Source organism: Streptomyces sp. NPDC026500, assembly GCF_055567635.1.
The window spans coordinates 589,644-610,422 of sequence record NZ_JBVHQB010000002.1; the positions used below are offsets into that span (position 1 = coordinate 589,644).

Below are 20,779 nucleotides of genomic sequence, written 5' to 3' on the forward strand. Positions count from 1 at the left end.
GTACCAGCCAGAACGATCACCGGACACGTTCAACCACTGGAGGGCGATGTGCGGCCCGAGGGCTACGACTACGACACCTACAGCCGACTCGCCGGCCCTCTGAACCAGCCGTCCGGCACGGCCTACCGGGTGCAGTACACCAAGCTCCTCTCGCGAGAACCGCACCGGGTGCGCGCCGTCCTGCTGATGACCCTCGCCCCCGTCCTCACCGGCGCGCTCCTCGTCTACCTCGTGTGGCCCACCCACTGGGTGGAACGCGAAGGGGCCGAGCCATGGCCGACCGGTCTCGACACCACCATGCTCATAGCCATCGGTCTGATCGAGCTGTTCATGGTCGTCAACGTCATGAGCATCGCCCACGCGACGATGGTCGCGCGTGACCCCGTTCCCGTCCTCCCCGCGCAGGGGACCCGGGTCGCCTTCCTCACCACCTACGTGCCGGGAAAGGAGCCCCTGGCGACGGTCCGCGCCACCCTCGAAGGCGCGGTGGGCATCACCCATACCGGTCGCCTCGACATCTGGCTTCTCGACGAGGGCGACGACGAGCAGGCCAGGGCCCTGTGCGCCGAGCTCGGGGTGAGGCACTTCACCCGCAGGGGGGTGCCCGAGTGGAACCGCCCCGAGGGAAGCCACCGGGCGCGCACCAAGCACGGCAACTACAATGCGTGGCTCTCCCTTTACGGTCACGCGTACGATTTCTTCGCCTCCGTCGACACCGACCATGTCCCGCTGCCCGGATTCCTCGAGCGCATGATGGGCTACTTCCGGGATCCCGACGTCGCCTTCGTCGTCGGCCCCCAGGTGTACGGGAACTACGGGAACCCCGTCACCAAGGCCGCCGAGTCCCAGCAGTTCCTCTTTCACGCCCTGATCCAGCGCGCCGGCAACCACTACGGCTCGCCCATGTTCGTCGGCACCAACAACGTCGTCCGCATCGCGGCCCTCAAGCAGATCGGCGGGCTGTACGACTCCATCACCGAGGACATGGCCACCGGATTCGAACTGCACCGGCACCGGAACCCCCGGACGGGCCGGCACTGGCGGTCCGTCTACACACCGGACGTCCTCGCCGTCGGCGAAGGACCCTCCTCCTGGACCGACTTCTTCACCCAGCAGACGCGCTGGTCGCGCGGCACCTACGAGACGCTGTTCAAGCAGTACTGGAAGGCACCGTTCACCATGCCTCCCGGCCGGCTGTTCTCGTACACCCTGATGCTCCTCTACTACCCGATGACGGCCGTCAACTGGCTTCTGGGCATGCTCAGTTGCTTCCTGTTCCTGTGGTTCGGGGCTTCCGGGACCCAGGTGACGGCATCTGTGTGGCTGATGCTCTACAGCGACGCCGCCGCCCTCCAGATCTGCCTGTACCTGTGGAACCGGCGGCACAACGTCTCGCCGCACGAACCCGAGGGATCCGGCGGCCTGGCCGGCATGGCGATGTCGGCACTGTCGGCCCCCATCTATCTGAAGTCCCTGAGTGAGGCGCTGATCCGGCGCCCCAGCCGCTTCGTCGTCACCCCGAAGGGTCGCGACGCCAGCCCCGACCGGCTCCTGACCTTCCGCGTCCACCTCGGCTGGGCCGCGTTCCTCGCCGTCTCGCTCGGCGCGTCGGCCGTGCTCGGCCACACCCACGCGGCCATGCGGACCTGGGCGCTGCTGGCCATGGGGATCTCCCTCGCACCGGTCGCCGTATGGGTCCTCACCGTTCTCAAGGAGCGGCGGACCCGGTTCGTACTGCCCTCCCCGGCACGGGGTCCGGTCGGCGAGGAAGTGCCGGCCGCCGCCGGCACCCCCGTCACGGTCACCGGCTCCACGACAGGAGGCACCTAGGTCATGGCGTACCGGCCCTCGAAGAAGACGAAGAAGACGGTGCTCGGCATCGCGGGAATCGCCGTCCTCGCGGGACTCAACGCCCCGGCGGCGCTCGGCTTCGCCGGCGAGCAGTATCACGAGTACAAGATCGCCCAGCCCGCCTACCAGGCGAAGTACGGCTCCTGGAGCCGGATCGACATCCCCGCGAAGTACCGCACCAACGCGATCCACGCGGCCCTGCTGCACACCGGGAAGGTGCTCATCGTCGCCGGGTCGGGCAACGAACAGAGGAAGTTCGACAAAGGGTCCTTCGACACGGTCCTGTGGGATCCGAGGACGGACACCTTCAAGAAGGTCCCCACCCCGGACGACTTCTTCTGCTCCGGACACGCCCAGCTCCCGGACGGCAGACTGCTCGTGGCCGGCGGCACCGCCCGCTACGAACGGCTGGACGGCGAGGTCGTACGGGCCGGCGGCGGCATGCGCGTGAAGAACGAGAACCCCGACAAGGCCATCGTCCTCAAGAAGGGCACCGTCTTCCGCTCACCCGCCGGCGTGGACTACGTCAGCAGGGTCGACGTGACGGTCCCCAGGGCCGAGCGGGACCAGATCATCACGTACGACAGGGCCGGCGTCATGCAGCCCTGGAGAACCGAGGTCACCGCCGGCGAGGCCCGCGTCTTCGTGGAGGCCGAGGAGAAGGGACCCGGGTCGGTCACCGACCGGCAGGCCCAGTACGAGATCGTCGGCCTGCGCGGCGAGGACGCCCGCAACACGTACGGCCTCTCGGAGAAGATCACCCTGGAGAAGCAGGACTTCCAGGGCATCAGGGCCGCCTACGAGTTCGACCCGAAGGCCGAGAAGTACATCCCCGTCGACCCGATGGCCAAGGCCCGCTGGTACCCGACCCTCGTGGGACTCGACGACGGACGGGTCCTCGCCGTCTCCGGCCTCGACGACGTCGGGGTCATCGACCCCGGCGACAACGAGATCTACGACCCGAGGACGAAGAAGTGGAGCCCCGGTCCGCAACGCTACTTCCCCACCTACCCGGCCCTCTTCCTCACCAAGGGCGGCAAACTCTTCTATCCGGCCTCCAACGCCGGATACGGACCCGCCGACCAGGGTCGCGAGCCGGGCCTGTGGGACCTGCGGACCAACACGTTCCAGAAGGTGCCCGGCCTGCGGGACGCCGACCGGACGGAGACCTCCGCCTCGCTCCTGCTGCCGCCCGCCCAGGACCAGAAGGTGATGATCCTCGGCGGCGGAGGCGTCGGCGAGTCCCGGAAGTCCACCGCCCGCACCGCCATCGTCGACCTCAAGAAGGACAGCCCGGCCTTCCAGGACGGCCCCGACCTTCCCCAGGGCACGCGCTATCTGAACAGCGTGATCATGCCGGACGACTCCGTCTTCACCACCAACGGCTCCAAGGACTACCGCGGCCGCAGCGCCAGCAACATCCTCAAGGCGCAGTTCTACGACCCCAAGGCCAACGCCTTCCATGAGGCGGCGTCCCCGGGTGTGGGCCGCAACTACCACTCCGAGGCCCTGCTCCTGCCCGACGGCCGCGTCGCCACCTTCGGCTCCGACCCGCTCTTCGACGACCAGCAGAACACCAAACTGGGCCACTTCGAACAGCGCATGGAGGTCTTCACCCCGCCCGCCCTGCACAGGAACGGCAAGAACCGTCCGGCGCTGGGCCGCGGCCCCGAGGAGCTCGACGGGAACCACCGGGCGACGTTCGCCACCGACCACCCGGAACGGGTCGTCAAGGCCCGGTTGATGCGCCCCAGCGCCGTCACCCACACCACGGACGTCGAGCAGCGGTCGATCGAGCTGGGGCTGACGAAGACCGCGAACTCGGTCACCGTCGACGTGCCGAGGGACCCCGCGCTGGTGCCGCCCGGCTGGTACATGCTCTTCGTGACGGACGGTCAGGGCACGCCGTCCGAGGCGAAGTGGATCCAGGTCAGGTGACGGAGTTGCGTGCCAGTTCCAGGGCGTAGTCCGGCCACCACTGACCGGCCGCCGGTCCGCCCCCGCATTCTCCGTCCGACTCGCCCGGCCGCTTGATCCACAGGTAGGCGTCGAGGGCGGGTTCACCGGTGGCCGTGGTGGGCGGGGTGCCCAGTGCCCGGCCCGGCGGGTTGCACCAGACGCCCTCCAGCGGGCCGTTGCCGTTGCGGCTGGTGTCGACGACGAAGTGCTTGCCGCCGAGCCGGTCGGAGAGGCGGACTCCGTACTGCTTGCCGGCGGCGTCCGTCTGGAAGTTGGAGACGTTGAGCGAGAAGCCGTCGGCGTTCGCGATGCCCGCGCGTTCCAGGGGCTCGACCAGTTTCCCGGAATCGAGGATCCAGGCGGGGTTTCCGGCGTCCAGGTACACCTTGGTGCGCGGCTGGCGCTTCAGCCGGACGATCGCCTCGTACAGCAGCTGCTCGCGCTCGTCCTGGTACTCGCCCGGAGCGCAGCCGTCCACGATGTGGGCGACCGCGTCCGGTTCCAGGATCACCAGGGCCCGGCCGTCGCCGAGGGCGTCGGCGAACCGGTCGATCCACTGCCGGTAGGCGTCCGCGTCCGCCGCCCCGCCCGCCGAGTGCTGGCCGCAGTCCCGGTGCGGGATGTCGTACGCCACGAACAGGGCCGTCCGCCCTTCCCGCGTCGCGGACGCGGTCGCCGAGCGGACCGCCGGGCCCGGGTCGAGCTCGCCGGCCGGCCACAGGGCGACGGGCTCGTCCGCGATCCGCTTCAGCAGCAGGGCGTCCCGGGTGCGGCCCTGCTGCCGCCACAGCTCGATCTGCCGGGCCGCCGGGCCGGACGGGTCGACCCAGAAGGGCGAGCGGGAGGCGGTGCCCGCCTGTCTGGAGGCGGCACCGACGACGGAGGCCTCACCGACCTCGGGCGCGGGCGTGCAGCCCGCCATGAGCCCGAGCACCGCGAGTGCCGCGAGAGCGTGGATCAGCCGGGGCATGCTGCTCCCTTGCGCGAAGGTGACGATCAGTCATTAATCGTTGCACAAGGGGCCATTTCGGCGGGGAAGCGGCGTGGCGCGATGAGCGCTCCTGGTGTTCCCGGTGTTCCTGGTGCTCCCGGTGTTCCGGTGCCCTTGGCGTCCTCGGGTCAGCCGCCGCCCGACGCCAGCGCGATCCCGAGCGGCGTCCGCTCGTACAGCACCTGGTGCCCGTACCGGCGGGAGACGAGCAGGCCCGCGTCGCGCAGGGCGGCGAGATGCGCGGAGACCGACGACGGCGCGAGGCGCAGCCGGTGGGCGAGGGCCGTCGTGCCGGCCGGTTCGTCGAGCGCGGTGAGCACGGCGGCCCGGCCGCGCCCGAGGAGTCGTACGAGCGCGTCGGGCGTGCGGTCCGTCGGCTCCGCCCACAGGCCGCCGATGCCGCGCGCGGGGTAGACGAGGGTCGCCTGCCAAGGGGGTTCGAAGCCGCTGATCACGTCCGGCCAGGAGAAGACGCTCGGCATGAGGACCAGCCCCTGCCCGGCCAGATGCCTTTCGTGCCGGCCGCCGACCTCGACGGTCAGGGTGTGCGAGCGCCAGCCGAACCGCCGGTCGATCTCCGGGAGGAGTCCGCCGAGGCCGACCTCGGCGAGCCGGCGTGAGTGGAAGGCGACGTCGGCCTCCAGCAGGGCACGCAGTCGTGGCCAGTCCGGTTCGACGAGGGTGTGCCAGGCCTCTTCCAGCAGGCCGGTCAGTTCGCGCACCATCCGGGCCGGGTCGGCCAGCAGGGCCCGGCCGCGCGGCGAGGCGAGGGCGCCGGGGGTGTCGGCGAGCGAACGCGCGCTCTCCTCGCGGGCCACGTCCGGGTCGGCCGCGCGGATCGCGGCGATCTCCTCGTCGAAGCTCGCCGCCGGGCCGAGCGGGGGTGGGCCGAGCCAGTCGGGGGAGTAGCCGCGCTGCGGCATCAGCAGCCACAGCGGGGTGAGGTCGAGTCCGGCGGCCGCCGCGCGCATGCGGCGCAGCCAGTGTGCGTGATAGCCGTGCCGCGCGGGCCGGTTGAGCGTGCGCACCGCCTCCTGCGTCTCCCACAGCGGCGACACCGCGAACCGGCAGTTGAGGAGGTCGTCCTCCCCGAAGTGCAGCAGTGACGGCATGAGACGACCCCAGAAGATTCGGCTGACGCCGAAACTCTACGGGCCGGGAGCGGGTCCGGGCACGCTGTCGCCCATGCCGGAAGCAGAGACGAAGGGCACGACGACCGTGCCCGTACCGACGAGCACCGCGGACGACACCGCGACGCCCGCCATGGAGAACACCGCGACATCCACCGCGGAGAACCCTGTGACGCCGACCGCGGAGGGCGTCGCGGAGACCACCTCGGGGGGCGCTCCGAGCGACTCGAAGGGCGCCGGGGAGACCGTCGCCGCGCGCACCGGATACGGTCCCGTGTTCGCCGTGCCCGAGTTCCGTGCCGTCTTCGCCGCGCACGCGTTCTCGCTGCTCGGACTCGTCGTCAGCGAGATCGCGCTCTCCGTCCTCGTCTACGACCTGACGGGCTCTCCGCTGTTGAGCGCCCTGACGTTCGCGCTCGGCTTTCTGCCCTATCTGATCGGCGGGACCCTGCTCGCGGGGGTCGCGGACCGCTTCCCGGCCCGCCGGGTCCTGGTGGTGTGCGATCTGGTGTGCGCGGGATGCGTGGCCGTGATGGTGCTGCCGGGCGCGCCCATCGCGGTGCTGCTCGCGATGCGGGCCGCGCTCGCCCTGGTCGCGCCGGTGTTCCAGGGGACGCGGACGGCGACCCTCGCGGACGTCCTCGGTGACGGGGAACTGTTCGTGCTCGGCCGTTCGCTGCTGCGGATCCTCTCGCAGAGCGCGCTGCTGGCCGGGTTCGGGACGGGCGGCCTGCTGCTCACCGTCGTGTCCCCGCGCCACGCGCTCCTCGTCACGGTCTGCACCTTCCTTCTCTCCGCCGTGCTGCTGCGGTTCGGCACCCGGCGGCGGCCCGCGCGGGCGCACCCGGGGCAGGCGCTCGTGCGGGACTCCCTCCGCGGTGCCCGTCAGGTGCTGGCCGACCGCCGGATTCTCGTGCTGCTCCTGCTGTTCTGGGCGCCGTCGATGTTCGTCGTCGTGCCGGAGGCGCTGGCGGCGCCGTACGCCTCGGGCCTCGGGGCCGGTACGGCCGGGCTCGGCCTGCTGATGTGCGCGCTGCCCGTCGGCACGATCGCGGGGGAACTGTTCGCGGGTTCGCGGCTGCGGCCGGCGACCCGGAACCGGCTCACGCTCCCGCTGGTCTGCGTCACGATGCTGCCCTACGCCGGGTACGCGCTGCGGCCCGGCCTCGGCTGGTCGCTGGTCCTGCTGGTGTTCGCCGGTGCCGGATCGGCGTACACCCTCGGCCTGGACCAGTGGTTCGTGCGGGCGGTGCCGGACGAACTCCTGGGGCGCGCCATGACGTTGAACACGGCCGGGCTGATGACCCTTCAGGGCGTGGGAATGGCGCTGTCGGGGGCGGTGGCGGAGTTCGCCGGGGTGCGGGCGACGATCGTGGGCGCGGGGGTGCTGGGGACCGTGGTCTGTGCGGGCCTCGCGGTCGCGGCACGGCGCACCGAACACGGCGCGGCGCGGGGAGAGTAGGCAGGTGACGGGAGAGACGCGGGAGGCGCGTGGCTCCGGTCGCTCGAAGAGACCCGGAACCCGGCCGCCATGAGGGTGAATACCGAAACGCGAGACGGGGCTGACCACGATGTGACCGGCCGGTAAGGTCTTTGGCGTGCCGAAGCCGCTCAGTCTTGCCTTCGATCCCATCGCCCGCGCCGACGAACACTGGCAGCAGCGCTGGGGTTCCGTGCCGTCCATGGCCGCCATCACCTCGATCATGCGCGCGCACCAGATCCTGCTGGCCGAGGTGGACGCGGTCGTCAAGCCGTACGGACTGACCTTCGCGCGCTACGAGGCGCTGGTGCTGCTCACCTTCTCCAAGGCGGGCGAGCTGCCGATGTCCAAGATCGGCGAGCGGCTCATGGTGCATCCGACGTCCGTCACCAACACGGTGGACCGGCTGGTGCGGTCCGGGCTCGTCGACAAGCGCCCGAACCCGAACGACGGGCGGGGCACCCTCGCCTCCATCACGGACAAGGGACGCGAGGTCTGCGACGCGGCCACCCGCGACCTGATGGCGATGGACTTCGGGCTCGGGGTCTACGACGCCGAGGAGTGCGGGGAGATCTTCGCGATGCTGCGGCCGCTGCGGGTCGCCGCGCACGACTTCGACGACGAGTAGTCCGACGGCCGGCGGGGCGCCGCGGGCCGGGGGCGGGCGAGGCGTGGGGGCGCGTGAAGATCGCGCAAAAAGGGTGGTTACCCTCGTGCCATGAAGAAGAGCGTGTTGACCCGCTACCGCGTCATGGCCTACGTCACCGGCGTGCTGCTGGTTCTGCTGTGCCTCAGCATGATCGCCAAGTACGGCCTGGGCGTCGACGGGGCCGCGGACTTCACCCGCGTCGTCGCCATCGCGCACGGATGGCTGTACGTCGTCTACCTGATCTTCGCCTTCGACCTGGGGTCCAAGGCTAAGTGGCCGGTCGGCAAGCAGCTCTGGGTGCTGCTGGCGGGCACGATTCCCACAGCCGCCTTCTTCGTGGAGCGCCGCATCAGCCACGAGCTCGAATCCCAGGTCGCGGAGGCTTCTCCCGCGGTCGTCAAGGCCTGATCCACACCGCCGTACGAGACCGTGCGGCGGTTTGCCATCGACATTTACTAGGACGTCCTAGTAAATTCGAGGGTATGGACGCTCACGCCATCGAGGAAGGCCGCCGACGCTGGCAGGCTCGCTACGACGCTTCGCGCAAGCGCGAGGCCGACTTCACCACGCTCTCCGGTGATCCCGTGGAGCCGGTGTACGGTCCCCGGCCAGGGGACAACTACGAGGGCTTCGAGCGGATCGGCTGGCCCGGGGAGTACCCCTTCACCCGCGGGCTCTACGCGACCGGCTACCGAGGGCGTACGTGGACCATCCGGCAGTTCGCCGGATTCGGCAACGCCGAGCAGACCAACGAGCGCTACAAGATGATCCTCGCCAACGGCGGCGGGGGCCTCTCCGTGGCCTTCGACATGCCCACGCTGATGGGCCGCGACTCGGACGACCCCCGTTCGCTCGGCGAGGTCGGGCACTGCGGTGTCGCGATCGACTCGGCGGCCGACATGGAGGTCCTCTTCCAGGACATCCCGCTCGGTGACGTCACGACGTCGATGACGATCAGCGGTCCCGCGGTGCCGGTCTTCTGCATGTACCTGGTCGCCGCCGAGCGCCAGGGCATCGACCCCGCCGTACTGAACGGCACGCTCCAGACCGACATCTTCAAGGAGTACATCGCACAGAAGGAGTGGCTCTTCCAGCCCGAGCCGCACCTGCGCCTCATCGGCGACCTGATGGAGCACTGCGCCGAGAAGATCCCCGCGTACAAGCCGCTGTCCGTCTCCGGCTACCACATCCGGGAGGCGGGCTCCACGGCCGCGCAGGAGCTCGCGTACACGCTGGCGGACGGCTTCGGCTACGTGGAACTGGGGCTCTCCCGCGGGCTCGACGTGAATGTCTTCGCCCCCGGTCTCTCCTTCTTCTTCGACGCGCACCTCGACTTCTTCGAGGAGATCGCCAAGTTCCGCGCGGCCCGCCGGATCTGGGCCCGCTGGATGCGGGACGTGTACGGCGCCACCTCCGAGAAAGCACAGTGGCTGCGCTTCCACACGCAGACCGCCGGCGTCTCGCTGACGGCCCAGCAGCCGTACAACAACGTCGTGCGGACCGCCGTGGAGGCGCTCGCGGCGGTTCTCGGCGGCACGAACTCGCTGCACACCAACGCGCTGGACGAGACGCTCGCCCTGCCGTCCGAGCAGGCCGCGGAGATCGCCCTGCGGACGCAGCAGGTGCTCATGGAGGAGACCGGCGTCGCCAACGTCGCCGACCCGCTGGGCGGTTCCTGGTACGTCGAGCAGCTCACCGACCGGATCGAGGCCGACGCGGAGAAGATCTTCGAGCAGATCAAGGAGCGCGGACTGCGGGCCCACCCGGACGGGCGGCACCCCATCGGTCCCATCACCTCCGGCATCCTGCGCGGGATCGAGGACGGGTGGTTCACCGGCGAGATCGCCGAGTCGGCGTTCCAGTACCAGCGCTCGGTCGAGAAGGGCGACAAGCGGGTCGTCGGCGTCAATGTCCACCACGGGTCCGTGACCGGCGACCTGGAGATCCTCCGGGTCAGCCACGAGGTGGAGCGTGAGCAGGTGCGGGAGCTGGCCTCGCGCAAGGAGGGCCGTGACGAGGCCGCCGTGCGCGGTGCGCTGGACGCCATGCTCGCCGCCGCGCGCGACGGTTCCAACATGATCGCCCCCATGCTGGAGGCGGTCCGCGCCGAGGCGACGCTGGGCGAGATCTGCGGTGTCCTGCGGGACGAGTGGGGGGTGTACACGGAGCCGGCGGGCTTCTGAGACACGTCTCGGGCTGCGCGTGGCCGGTGGTTCCCGCGCTACGGGCAGCCCCCGCAGCTCCCGTCGTCCCCACGGGCAGCCCTCCTGGGCCGTCCCGGCAGCCCCGGAGTCCCTCCCGGCAGCCCCTGTCCGTCCCGCACCGGGGCCATTGCCCCGGGAAACGACCCCTTGAGCGAGCGCCCGACGGGTCGGCACCCCTGCGGGGCGGCGGGGGGCTCCCGCGTTCGGTCCCCGGCACCTCTGCGGGCTGCGGGGCCGGCGAGGTCGGTGCTCGGCCGGGCCTCGGACGTTCGTCCGGTCGGTCCCCGGTCGCCGCTCCGGTCGGCCCTCGGTCGTCCCGCCCCGGGGTCAGTCCGCCGCCGTCGCGCCGATCAGGCCGAGGAGCAGGATCCGGGTGAACGAGCGCACCCACTCCTCGTCCGCGGGTTCCGCGCTGACCAGGGTGCGATGGACGACCGCCCCGGCGACCACGTCGAAGATCAGCGCGGCGGTGCGGTCGGCGGCGGCCGGGTCCGCCTCCGGCGGGAGTTCGCCGCGGGCCTGGGCGCGGGCGCGGCCCTCCATGACCAGGCGCTTCTGCCGGTCGACGATGGACGTGCGGATGCGTTCGCGCAACGGTTCGTCACGGGTGGACTCCGCCACCACGGCCATCAGCGCCGTCTTCGCCTCCGGGCGGTCCAGGATCGCCGCGAACTGGAGCACCACGCCCTCGATGTCGGCGGCAAGACTGCCCCGGTCGGGGAGCTCCAACTCGTCGAAGAGCTCGGCCACCGCGTCGACGACGAGTTCGTTCTTGCCCGCCCAGCGCCGGTAGAGGGTCGTTTTCGCGACTCCCGCGAGGGTCGCCACGTACCCCAACGTCAGTTTGGACCAGCCCAGTTCGACCAGGGCCGTGCGCGTCGCCTCCAGGATCGCGGCGTCCGCGGCGGCGCTGCGGGGGCGGCCCGTACGGGCGGCCTGGGAGCGACATTGCATGTCAGTGACCATATCCGGCCGATTCAACGGCCATATCCGGCGGTTATGTGACGCCGTGAGGGAGATCACCGGGAGACGGTGCGCAGGCATGCTCTCGCACAGTTACGCTACGACTCGTAGCGGAAGCTCGAACGCGGCGACAACCGCACAGGCGCCAGGTGGGGACCCGGCGCCGAACACGCATGACAAGGCTTGGCTTTCACAACGCTTTTCACACGTGCGCGAGGAAGGGGGAGGATGTACTCATGCAGCCACGGAACATGTCCATGAGCGGAGTCGTCGACCTCGCCGCGGTGAAGGCGGCCCAGGAGGCCAAGTCGAAGGCGGAGCAGGCGCGCGCCGAAGCGGCCAGGCAGGGCGGCGGGGGTGGCGCCGTGACCCCCGCGAGCCTTGTCATCGACGTCGACGAGGCGGGATTCGAGCACGATGTCCTGCAGCGCTCCACCGAGGTGCCCGTCGTCATCGACTTCTGGGCCGAGTGGTGCGAGCCCTGCAAGCAGCTGAGCCCGGTACTGGAGCGGCTGGCCGTCGAGTACAACGGGCGCTTCGTGCTCGCCAAGATCGACGTCGACGCCAATCAGATGCTGATGCAGCAGTTCGGGGTCCAGGGGATCCCGGCCGTCTTCGCGGTGGTGGCCGGACAGGCCCTGCCGCTCTTCCAGGGAGCCGCCGCCGAGGCGCAGATCCGCGGGACCCTCGACCAGCTCGTCCAGGTCGCCGAGCAGCGCTTCGGTCTGACCGGCCTGACGGTCGACGCCGACGCCGAGCCGGGCGAGGCCCCGGCGGCGCAGGAGATGCCGGCCGGACCGCACGACGCGCTGCTGGAGGCCGCCGTACAGGCGCTGGACGCGGGCGACTTCGGCGGTGCCGTCCAGGCCTACAAGAACGTGCTGGGCGACGACCCGGGCAACACGGAGGCCAAACTGGGCCTGGCCCAGGCCGAGTTGCTCCATCGGGTGCAGAGTCTCGATCCGCAGCAGGTGCGCAAGGACGCCGCCGAGAAGCCCGGTGACGCGCAGGCACAGATTGCGGGGGCCGATCTGGACCTCGTCGGCGGCCATGTCGAGGACGCCTTCGGGCGGCTCATCGAGACGGTGCGGCGCACGGCGGGCGACGACCGGGACGCCGTACGGCTGCGGCTGTTGGAGCTTTTCGAGGTGGTCGGGGCCGACGACCCGCGCGTGGTCGCGGCGCGCCGGGCGCTGGCCCGGGCTCTGTTCTGACCAGTCCCTAAACGTCAGGGCCTGTGATGCCCGGGTGAAAGATTGGCCGACAGGGGTACGAGTGGCCGCGCTTTACCAAAACTTGGTAAACGCGGCCGCTGTTACTCGTAGTAAGTCGAGGGCGTTGAACTGTCTGCTTCCGTCCGGCATTTGACCGTTGTGTCACCCCTCATGGTGCCACCCTGTGTCGCCGCCCGATACCGACGGGTCGTTCTTCGGTTATCCCGCCGTTACTAGCGAGTAACGAACCCCCTTGTGCGCGCGGCGAGAATGCACCACGATCGGCGACGCTCGGTCCATTCCCGCACCCCGACAGCCAATCGGGTCGGCGGACTTTCTGGGTCCCCACCGAGTAGGGCCGACGGCCAGTGCGGTCGGTTCTTGGGCAGGGGGGTCTTTGCCGTCCGGCAGAGCCTGTCCAGCAGGTTGTGCGTGATGTGTGTCAGGCGCGACCAGTGGTTGTCGCTCGGGGGTGATCGCCGGTGATTCGGGTGCAATAGCACCTCCGGGTACAGGCGCTCTCCTTCCCGAGGACGTAGCACTTCTCCCATCCCTGCCCGGCTGAGCCGCCGCAACGTGGCAGTCAGGGCCAGGAGATGTACGTCCGAGAAGGAGGAAAATATGATGTCCCAGGTGCGTGGCGGGACCAGATGGAAGCGGTTCGCCGTCGTCATGGTGCCCAGCGTGGCAGCCACGGCAGCGATAGGTGTCGCCCTCGCGCAGGGTGCCCTCGCCGCGTCGTTCAGCGTTTCCGGTCAGTCGTTCAAGGTGTCTGCGGACAAGCTTGACGGCCAGGGCTTCTCCCAGTACGGAGCTCTCGACACCGGTACCGGCCTCGACGGCAAGTCGGCGCTGCACCCCGTCGCGGTGTCGGCGTTCAAGAGCGCCGACATCACCAACATGTGCCAGTCCGTCGTGACCCCGGGTATCCCGTACCTCGGTTCCGTCAGCCTCGTGCTGAAGGCCGGCGGCAGTGGTACGCCGGTTCACGCCGACAACCTTTACATCGACGTCGAGGACCTCGGCGCCGACGCGACGTTCCGTGGCATCGACATCGGTGTCGCCGCCAAGGACGCCAACAAGGGTCCGGGCATGAAGGGCGGCGGCGAGCAGGCCAACCCCTACGGGTTCGCCCAGCAGGCCGACTCGGCCACGCTGACCGATGTGAAGCAGACGGCGTGGGCGACCACCGCCGGCACGTTCAAGCTCAGCGGTCTGAAGATGTCCGTGTCCGCGGGCACCCACGAGTGCTACTGAGCACCCCAGGGGTGGGCGAGGAGGCCTAGGCCGCTTCGCCCGCCCCGCCGCTCCGCCCGTCGTACGCGGAGCACTCAACGCGTACTTCTCATAGCAATGCCGTTCCAGGGAGCTGTTTCCATGAGCGCCGAGACTCCTGCCGCGCCCGGCCAGAACGATGAGCACTACCTTCAGGCGTTCCGGCGGATCTTCCGGGACTGGAGGGGCGACCGCCCGTTCTGGGCCGGTCTGTTCATCGTGTTCGGCGGATTCCCCATCGCCTACTTCCCGTACGCGCACCTTCAGCTCGGCCACCTGACGCTGGCGATGTCCACCACCGCCGGCGCCGGTTCCCTGATCATCGGCGTACTCCTCGTCGTGCTCGGGATCAGTCTCTGGTTCCAGAAGCACGTACGGACGTTCGCCGGTGTCGCCGCGATCCTCCTCGCTCTGGTGTCCATCCCGGTGGCCAACCTGGGCGGCTTCCTGGTCGGCTTCCTGTTCGCCCTGATCGGCGGCGCCATGGCGGTCTCCTGGGTTCCCGGCGAACCCGACGAGGGGTACTCCGCGCAGCGGTCCCTCGACAAGGAGGACCTGCCGGACAGCGCGGCGGCCGAGTCCGTCGAGCCCGAGGCGGCGGACGGTGTGGGCGACCCGAACGATCTGTCAGGAACGAGCCCGAGCAACGGGGCGAACGGGAGGCACAGTGCCGGCTGACGAGGTGACCCACGGGACTGATGTGGAGGAGTCCCGTGTGAGAACCGGGCCGCGTCACGCGGCCCCGAGGAAGCCGCTGCTCACCAGGTTCCAGATGCCTGCCGGCAAGGCGATAGCCATAGCGGCGATGCCGACGGCTGTGCTCATGGGAATGGGCTTCACCCCCACGCTCGCCCAGGCCGACGACCACTCCACGTCCAAGAGCCTCACGGCGGACGAGTACCAGGCGTGCGTCGAGGCCGTGACCGGCAAGGACGCGTCGGACACGGCGTCGCCCTCCGCCACGCCGAGCGCGAGCGCGTCCTCCGACCAGGCCACACCCACCCCCTCCGCGTCGTCGGAGTCCGCTGAGCCGGGCAAGACCTCTTCGTCGGATTCAGGTTCCGACGACAAGGCCACGCCCACGCCCTCCGCGTCCTCCTCCACGAGCACGTCGGACAAGGCGGCGGACAGCAGCGCGTCCACGCCGACCCCCTCGGCGTCCAAGAGCAGCACGAACCCGCTCGACCCGCTGGGCGTCGGCGACGCCATCAAGGACATCCTCACGCCCGACGAGACGGCGAGCTCCACACCCACGCCGTCCGCCTCGGCGAGCGCGAGTGCGCCCGCGACCGCGTCCGACGGCAAGAGCGCCTCCGACACCGTCAAGGACACGACCGACAAGGTCACCGAGACGGTCGGGAACACCACCAAGGAAGTCACCGACACGGCGTCGAAGGCCGCCTCGGACACCACCGAGACGGTCAAGAAGGCGGCCGACGCGGTCACCGAGTCGCCCAGCCCTTCCGCGAGCGCGACCACGAACGCCGCGGACTGCCCGGTCGCGACCGACGACCAGGGCGGCGTGGACAACCCGGTCGCCCTGCCGGTCGACCCCTGGTACCTCAACGCCAGTTCGCTGCTCCTCAAGGGCGCCGACTACCAGGGCATCGTGAAGGTGCGGACCGCCGACGGCACCGTCAAGAAGGTCCTGAAGTACGTCATCTCCGACGGCACCGACATCGGGGACCTGCACCAGACGGTGGAGGACAAGCAGAGCGGCAAGACCTACCACGTGCAGGCTGCCAAGGGCTCGACGTCCACCATCCGTGACGGCAAGACGATCATGTACACGGAGAGCATCTCCGGGAACCTGCTCGGGCTCATCCCGATCACGTTCGACCCGGACAACCCTCCGCCGCTGAACATCCCGCTGATCTACTTCACCAAGGTGAAGGTCGTTCAGGCCGGTCAGTTCGGCGGCACCCTGACCGTCCCCGGACTCCACCAGTACACGACCGGCTGAGTCGTCCAGAGCCCGTCCGGGAGCCGCACAAACGCTGAGGGCGCCCCCTGTTCGCAGGGGGCGCCCTCAGCGGCGTACGGAGGCGGGGGATCAGGCGTGGTCGACCTCGCCCAGGTGGTGCACCCGGACCATGTTGGTGGTGCCGGGGACACCGGGGGGCGAACCCGCGGTCATCACGACGACGTCGCCCTCGTTGAACCGCTTGAGCTTCTGCAGCTCGCGGTCGACCAGTTCGACCATCTCGTCGGTGCTGTTCACGAACGGCACGACGTGCGACTCGACGCCCCAGCTCAGCGTGAGCTGGTTGCGGGTGTGCTCGTCCGTGGTGAAGGCCAGGATCGGCTGGGCGGCGCGGTAGCGGGACAGCCGGCGGGCGGTGTCACCGGACTTGGTGAAGGCCACCAGACCCTTGCCGCCGAGGAAGTCGGCGATCTCGCAGGCGGCACGGGCGACCGAACCACCCTGCGTGCGCGGCTTCTTGCCCGGGACCAGCGGCTGCAGGCCCTTGGAGAGGAGCTCCTCCTCGGCCGCGACGACGATCTTCGACATCGTCTTCACGGTCTCGACCGGGTACGCGCCCACGCTGGACTCGGCCGACAGCATGACCGCGTCCGCGCCGTCCAGGATCGCGTTGGCCACGTCGGAGGCCTCGGCGCGCGTCGGACGCGAGTTGGTGATCATCGACTCCATCATCTGGGTCGCGACGATCACCGGCTTGGCGTTGCGGCGGCACAGCTCCACGAGGCGCTTCTGCACCATCGGGACCCGCTCCAGCGGGTACTCGACGGCCAGGTCGCCACGGGCCACCATGACCGCGTCGAACGCCGCGACGACGCCCTCCATGTTGTCGACCGCCTGCGGCTTCTCCACCTTGGCGATGACGGGGACGCGGCGGCCCTCCTCGTCCATCACCTTGTGGACGTCGTTCACGTCGTTGGCGTCGCGCACGAAGGACAGGGCGACCATGTCGCAGCCCATCCGCAGGGCGAAGCGCAGGTCCTCGACGTCCTTCTCCGACAGCGCCGGCACGTTCACGGCCGCCCCGGGCAGGTTGATGCCCTTGTGGTCGGAGATCACGCCGCCCTCGATGACGACCGTCTTGACCCGGGGGCCGTCGATCTCGACGACGCGCAGCTCGACGTTGCCGTCGTTGATGAGGATCTGGTCGCCCTTGGAGACGTCACCGGGCAGACCCTTGTAGGTCGTGCCGCAGATGTGCTTGTCACCCGGCACGTCCTCGGCCGTGATGACGAACTCGTCGCCACGCTCCAGCTCGACGGGGCCTTCGGCGAAGGTCTCCAGGCGGATCTTGGGGCCCTGCAGGTCGGCGAGCACACCGATGGCGACACCGGTCTCGGCCGAGGCGGCCCGGACACGGTCGTACCGGCCCTGGTGCTCGGCGTGGGAGCCGTGGCTGAAGTTGAAACGGGCCACGTTCATGCCGGCCTGGATCAGGGCGACCAGCTTCTCGTGGGAGTCGACCGCGGGGCCGAGAGTACAGACGATTTTCGAACGGCGCATGGGGCGATCCTATCGGTTTGTTTCGCTACGGAATATTCCGTCTGGTGGAAGATACAAATGGGCGGGCGGGCGCTCAGGCGTGGCTCTCCGGCCCGCTCAGGCGTTGCCCTTTTCCGACCAGCGCATACGTCTGTGTGGCGATCTCCAGTTCTTCGTCCGTCGGCACCACGGCGACCGCGACGCGCGCGTACGGGGGTGAGATGAACCGGGGCTCACCGCCGCGCACGGCGTTCAGCTCGCCGTCGACCGCGAGCCCCAGTTCCTCCAGGCCCCTGATCGCGGCCTCGCGCACCGGGGCGGCGTTCTCCCCCACTCCGGCGGTGAAGACGACCGCGTCCACCCGGCCGAGGACCGCGTAGTAGGCGCCGATGTACTTCTTCAGCCGGTGAATGTAGATGTCGAAGGCGAGCCGCGCCTGCTCGTCGCCCTCGTCGACACGGCGGCGTATCTCCCGCATGTCGTTGTCTCCGCACAGACCGATCAGACCGCTCTTCTTGTTGAGCAAAGTGTCGATCTCGTCCGTGGACATTTTGCCAACACGCTCCAAATGGAAGATGACGGCCGGATCCACGTCGCCGGAGCGCGTTCCCATCACCAGACCCTCCAGGGGTGTGAGCCCCATCGAGGTGTCCACGCACCGCCCGCCCCTGACCGCCGACGCCGAGGCCCCGTTGCCCAGATGCAGCACGATGACGTTGACCTCCTCGGGTGCCTTGCCGAGGAGCTCGGCGGCAGCCCGGGAGACGAAGGCGTGCGAGGTGCCGTGGAAGCCGTACCGGCGGATGCGGTGCTCGTCGGCGGTCGCCACGTCGATCGCGTAGCGGGCGGCCGACTCCGGCATCGTCGTGTGGAACGCGGTGTCGAAGATCGCGACCTGGGGAAGGTCGGGGCGCAGCGCCATCGCGGTGCGGATGCCGGTGAGGTTCGCCGGGTTGTGCAGGGGCGCCACCGGGATCAGCCGCTCGATCTCCGCGAGGACAGCCGCGTCGATGACGGTCGGTTCGGTGAAGGTCCTCCCGCCGTGCACCACCCGGTGGCCGATCGCGGCCAGCTCGGGGGAGTCCACGCCGAGTCCGTCCACCGCCAGTTCCTCCGCCACCGCCTTCAGCGCGGCCTCGTGGTCGGCGAAGTCGTCGGTCCTCTCGCGGGTCTCACCCGTCGTCAGCGCGGTGTGCCGCAGCAGGGAGGTTCCCTCACCGATGCGCTCCACCAGACCGACGGCGAGCCGCGAGCTGTCGCGCATGTCGAGCAGCTGGTACTTGACCGACGAGGAGCCGGAGTTGAGGACGAGGACGCGCGTGGCCGGCGGGGAAGCGGGCTCGTCGGTCACGTCGGCGGAGGAGGGGGACGGGTGGGCGCTCACTGCTGGGCAGCCTTCTGGTCGGGGGCCTGGGACTGGATCGCCGTGATGGCGACCGTGTTGACGATGTCCTGGACGAGCGCGCCGCGGGACAGGTCGTTGACGGGCTTGCGCAGACCCTGGAGCACCGGGCCGACGGCGATCGCGCCGGCCGAACGCTGCACGGCCTTGTAGGTGTTGTTGCCGGTGTTCAGGTCGGGGAAGATCAGCACGGACGCCTGCCCGGCGACCTTCGACTCCGGCAGCTTCGTCGCCGCGACCGACGGCTCGACGGCGGCGTCGTACTGGATGGGCCCCTCGATCCGCAGGTCGCCGCGGCGCTGCCGCACCAGCTCGGTCGCCTCGCGCACCTTGTCGACGTCGGCGCCCGAACCCGAGGTGCCCGTGGAGTACGACAGCATCGCGATCCGCGGCTCCACGCCGAACTGCTCCGCGGTGGCGGCCGAGGAGATGGCGATGTCGCAGAGCTGTTCGGCGTTCGGGTCGGGGTTCACCGCGCAGTCGCCGTAGACCAGGACCTTGTCGGCCAGGCACATGAAGAAGACGGACGAGACGATCCTCGATTCCGGCTTGGTCTTGATGATCTCGAACGCGGGCCGGATGGTCGCGGCCGTCGAGTGCACGGCCCCCGACACCATGCCGTCGGCGAGACCCTCCTGCACCATGAGCGTCCCGAAGTAGTTCACGTCCGCGACGACGTCGTAGGCCAGCTCGACCGTGACTCCCTTGTGGGCGCGCAGCTCGGCGTACTTCTCGGCGAAGGAGTCCCGCAGCGGTGAGGTCTGCGGATCGACGATCTGGGTGGCGCTGATGTCGACGCCGAGGTCGGCGGCCTTCTTGCGGATCTGGTCGACCGGGCCGAGCAGGGTCAGATCGCAGACACCCCGGCGCAGCAGCACCTCGGCGGCGTGCAGGACGCGCTCCTCGGTGCCCTCGGGAAGCACGACACGGCGCCTGTCCGAGCGGGCCTGCTCCAGCAGCTTGTGCTCGAACATCATCGGGGTGAGCCGGTCGCTGCTGGGCGCGGAGACCCGCTTCAGCAGGTCGGTGGTGTCCACGTACCGCTCGAAGAGGCCGAGCGCGGTCTCCGCCTTGCGGGGCGTGGCCGCGTTCAGCTTGCCCTCCATGGCGAACAGCGCGGTCGCGGTGGGGAAGGAGTTCTCGGCCACCGAGACCACCGGGGTGCCGGGCGCGAGACGGGCCGCGAGCGTGAGGATCTCGCTGCTGGGCTGCTCGTCCAGGGTGAGCAGGATGCCAGCTATGGGCGGGGTGCCGGCGCTGTGCGCGGCGAGCGAGCCGATCACCAGATCGGCCCGGTCCCCCGGGGTGACCACGAGACATCCCGGGGTCAGCGCCCGCAGGAGGTTCGGCAGCATCGCGCCGCCGAACACGAAGTCGAGCGCGTCACGGGCGAGCCCCGCGTCGTCGCCGAGGAGCACCTTGCCGCCGAGCGCGTGGGTGATCTGCGCGACGGTGGGAGCGGCGAGCGCGGGATCGTCCGGAAGGACGTAACAGGGCACCGGGAGCCGGGAGTCGAGCCGCTCCAGGATCGCCGTCCGGTCCTCGGGTGCCACCCGGTTCACCACCATGGCGAGGACGTCGCACCCCAGCCCGTCGTACGCGCGAAAGGCGTTGCGCGTCTCGGAGCGCACCGACTCGGCACTCTGGTCCCGGCCGCCGACGACCGGGATCACGGACGCGGCGAACTCGTTCGCCAGGCGGGCGTTGAGCGCCAGCTCGTCGGGGACCTGGGTGCCGGCGAAGTCGGTGCCGAGGACGAGCACGACGTCGTAGTCGCGGGCGACCAGGTGGAACCGGTCGACGAGCGTGGACACCAGCTCGTCGGTGCCCTGCTCGGCCTGGAGCGCGGACGCCTCGTGGTAGTCCATGCCGTACACCGTCGCCGGGTCCTGCGCCAGTCGGTAGCGGGCCCGCAGCAGCTCGAAGAGCCGGTCCGGACCGTCGTGCACGAGCGGGCGGAACACCCCCACCCGGTCGACCTGGCGGGTCAGGAGCTCCATGACCCCCAGTTCGACGACCTGACGGCCGTCACCTCGGTCGATCCCGGTCACGTACACGCTGCGCGTCACGCGTGCTCTCCATCCGTTTCGTCGCCAGGCTGATTCTGGGCTCGGAAAAAGGGCCCACCAACGTGAGCAGAACCCTCTTGACAATACCTCCGGCGCTGGCTAAGACGCCCGCCAGGGCAGGCGTGCCGG

At 70.0% G+C, this 20,779-nt stretch carries 16 protein-coding genes; 10 read left to right on the forward strand and 6 right to left on the reverse strand.

What is annotated here, in order from left to right:
• Positions 1-48 precede the first annotated feature (48 nt).
• A complete protein-coding gene (locus ACZ4N5_RS05735; RefSeq protein WP_467755831.1) occupies positions 49-1,830 on the forward strand; it encodes a glycosyltransferase family 2 protein in 1,782 nt (593 codons plus the stop codon).
• Between the two features lie 3 nt (positions 1,831-1,833).
• Complete coding sequence (glxA, locus tag ACZ4N5_RS05740) at positions 1,834-3,789, forward strand: radical copper oxidase GlxA (RefSeq protein ID WP_467755832.1); 1,956 nt, start codon at positions 1,834-1,836, stop codon at positions 3,787-3,789.
• Here the strand turns inward: glxA and ACZ4N5_RS05745 are convergent.
• A complete protein-coding gene (locus ACZ4N5_RS05745; RefSeq protein ID WP_467755833.1) occupies positions 3,782-4,780 on the reverse strand; it encodes a glycoside hydrolase family 6 protein in 999 nt (332 codons plus the stop codon). The two genes, glxA and ACZ4N5_RS05745, sit on opposite strands and share 8 nt — an antisense overlap.
• 149 nt (positions 4,781-4,929) lie before the next feature.
• Positions 4,930-5,913 carry an ArsR/SmtB family transcription factor gene (locus tag ACZ4N5_RS05750; RefSeq protein ID WP_467755834.1) on the reverse strand — a complete coding sequence of 328 codons (984 nt, stop codon included), beginning with the start codon at positions 5,911-5,913 and terminating at the stop codon, positions 4,930-4,932.
• A gap of 73 nt (positions 5,914-5,986) precedes the next feature.
• On the opposite strand from ACZ4N5_RS05750, the gene ACZ4N5_RS05755 reads away from it, so the two are divergent.
• From ACZ4N5_RS05755 to ACZ4N5_RS05770, 4 genes are all read left to right on the forward strand, one after another.
• On the forward strand, positions 5,987-7,393 hold the full coding sequence (locus ACZ4N5_RS05755) for an MFS transporter (RefSeq protein ID WP_467755835.1): 1,407 nt from the start codon (positions 5,987-5,989) through the stop codon (positions 7,391-7,393).
• A gap of 136 nt (positions 7,394-7,529) precedes the next feature.
• Complete coding sequence (locus ACZ4N5_RS05760; protein ID WP_467755836.1) at positions 7,530-8,039, forward strand: MarR family winged helix-turn-helix transcriptional regulator; 510 nt, start codon at positions 7,530-7,532, stop codon at positions 8,037-8,039.
• 90 nt (positions 8,040-8,129) lie between these two features.
• Entirely contained in the window at positions 8,130-8,468 is a 339-nt protein-coding gene (locus tag ACZ4N5_RS05765; RefSeq protein WP_467755837.1) for a DUF3817 domain-containing protein, read from the forward strand.
• Positions 8,469-8,542: 74 nt separating this feature from the next.
• On the forward strand, positions 8,543-10,243 hold the full coding sequence (locus ACZ4N5_RS05770; protein ID WP_467755838.1) for an acyl-CoA mutase large subunit family protein: 1,701 nt from the start codon (positions 8,543-8,545) through the stop codon (positions 10,241-10,243).
• 348 nt (positions 10,244-10,591) lie between these two features.
• Here the strand turns inward: ACZ4N5_RS05770 and ACZ4N5_RS05775 are convergent, their stop codons facing one another.
• Entirely contained in the window at positions 10,592-11,218 is a 627-nt protein-coding gene (locus tag ACZ4N5_RS05775) for a TetR/AcrR family transcriptional regulator (protein ID WP_467755839.1), read from the reverse strand.
• Between the two features lie 245 nt (positions 11,219-11,463).
• Here ACZ4N5_RS05775 and ACZ4N5_RS05780 point away from each other — a divergent pair, with 245 nt between their 5' ends.
• The 4 genes from ACZ4N5_RS05780 (at position 11,464) to ACZ4N5_RS05795 (ending at position 15,679) form a co-directional block, all read left to right on the forward strand.
• Complete coding sequence (locus ACZ4N5_RS05780; protein ID WP_467755840.1) at positions 11,464-12,441, forward strand: tetratricopeptide repeat protein; 978 nt, start codon at positions 11,464-11,466, stop codon at positions 12,439-12,441.
• Positions 12,442-13,062: 621 nt separating this feature from the next.
• Entirely contained in the window at positions 13,063-13,698 is a 636-nt protein-coding gene (locus ACZ4N5_RS05785; protein WP_467755841.1) for a DUF6230 family protein, read from the forward strand.
• Between the two features lie 120 nt (positions 13,699-13,818).
• On the forward strand, positions 13,819-14,394 hold the full coding sequence (locus tag ACZ4N5_RS05790) for a DUF6114 domain-containing protein (RefSeq protein WP_467755842.1): 576 nt from the start codon (positions 13,819-13,821) through the stop codon (positions 14,392-14,394).
• Complete coding sequence (locus ACZ4N5_RS05795; protein WP_467755843.1) at positions 14,384-15,679, forward strand: hypothetical protein; 1,296 nt, start codon at positions 14,384-14,386, stop codon at positions 15,677-15,679. The genes ACZ4N5_RS05790 and ACZ4N5_RS05795 overlap by 11 nt, the downstream gene beginning before the upstream one ends.
• A 90-nt stretch (positions 15,680-15,769) precedes the next feature.
• Here ACZ4N5_RS05795 and pyk read toward each other — a convergent pair whose 3' ends face one another.
• The 3 genes from pyk to pta form a co-directional block, all read right to left on the reverse strand.
• Positions 15,770-17,200 (reverse strand): pyruvate kinase, encoded by a 1,431-nt coding sequence (pyk, locus tag ACZ4N5_RS05800; RefSeq protein ID WP_467755844.1) that lies wholly within the window; start codon positions 17,198-17,200, stop codon positions 15,770-15,772.
• A gap of 73 nt (positions 17,201-17,273) precedes the next feature.
• A complete protein-coding gene (locus ACZ4N5_RS05805; RefSeq protein ID WP_467755888.1) occupies positions 17,274-18,530 on the reverse strand; it encodes an acetate kinase in 1,257 nt (418 codons plus the stop codon).
• 29 nt (positions 18,531-18,559) lie between these two features.
• On the reverse strand, positions 18,560-20,650 hold the full coding sequence (gene pta / locus ACZ4N5_RS05810; RefSeq protein ID WP_467755845.1) for a phosphate acetyltransferase: 2,091 nt from the start codon (positions 20,648-20,650) through the stop codon (positions 18,560-18,562).
• Positions 20,651-20,779: the final 129 nt, after the last annotated feature.

Bases quoted from the DNA above. Each gene is read 5' to 3' on its own strand.
- glxA (WP_467755832.1), top strand. From the start codon at position 1,834: ATGGCGTACCGGCCCTCGAAGAAGACGAAGAAGACGGTGCTCGGCATC.
- ACZ4N5_RS05745 (WP_467755833.1), bottom strand. From the start codon at position 4,780: ATGCCCCGGCTGATCCACGCTCTCGCGGCACTCGCGGTGCTCGGGCTC.
- ACZ4N5_RS05750 (WP_467755834.1), bottom strand. From the start codon at position 5,913: ATGCCGTCACTGCTGCACTTCGGGGAGGACGACCTCCTCAACTGCCGG.
- ACZ4N5_RS05755 (WP_467755835.1), top strand. From the start codon at position 5,987: ATGCCGGAAGCAGAGACGAAGGGCACGACGACCGTGCCCGTACCGACG.
- ACZ4N5_RS05765 (WP_467755837.1), top strand. From the start codon at position 8,130: ATGAAGAAGAGCGTGTTGACCCGCTACCGCGTCATGGCCTACGTCACC.
- ACZ4N5_RS05770 (WP_467755838.1), top strand. From the start codon at position 8,543: ATGGACGCTCACGCCATCGAGGAAGGCCGCCGACGCTGGCAGGCTCGC.
- ACZ4N5_RS05775 (WP_467755839.1), bottom strand. From the start codon at position 11,218: ATGCAATGTCGCTCCCAGGCCGCCCGTACGGGCCGCCCCCGCAGCGCC.
- ACZ4N5_RS05780 (WP_467755840.1), top strand. From the start codon at position 11,464: ATGCAGCCACGGAACATGTCCATGAGCGGAGTCGTCGACCTCGCCGCG.
- ACZ4N5_RS05785 (WP_467755841.1), top strand. From the start codon at position 13,063: ATGATGTCCCAGGTGCGTGGCGGGACCAGATGGAAGCGGTTCGCCGTC.
- ACZ4N5_RS05790 (WP_467755842.1), top strand. From the start codon at position 13,819: ATGAGCGCCGAGACTCCTGCCGCGCCCGGCCAGAACGATGAGCACTAC.
- pyk (WP_467755844.1), bottom strand. From the start codon at position 17,200: ATGCGCCGTTCGAAAATCGTCTGTACTCTCGGCCCCGCGGTCGACTCC.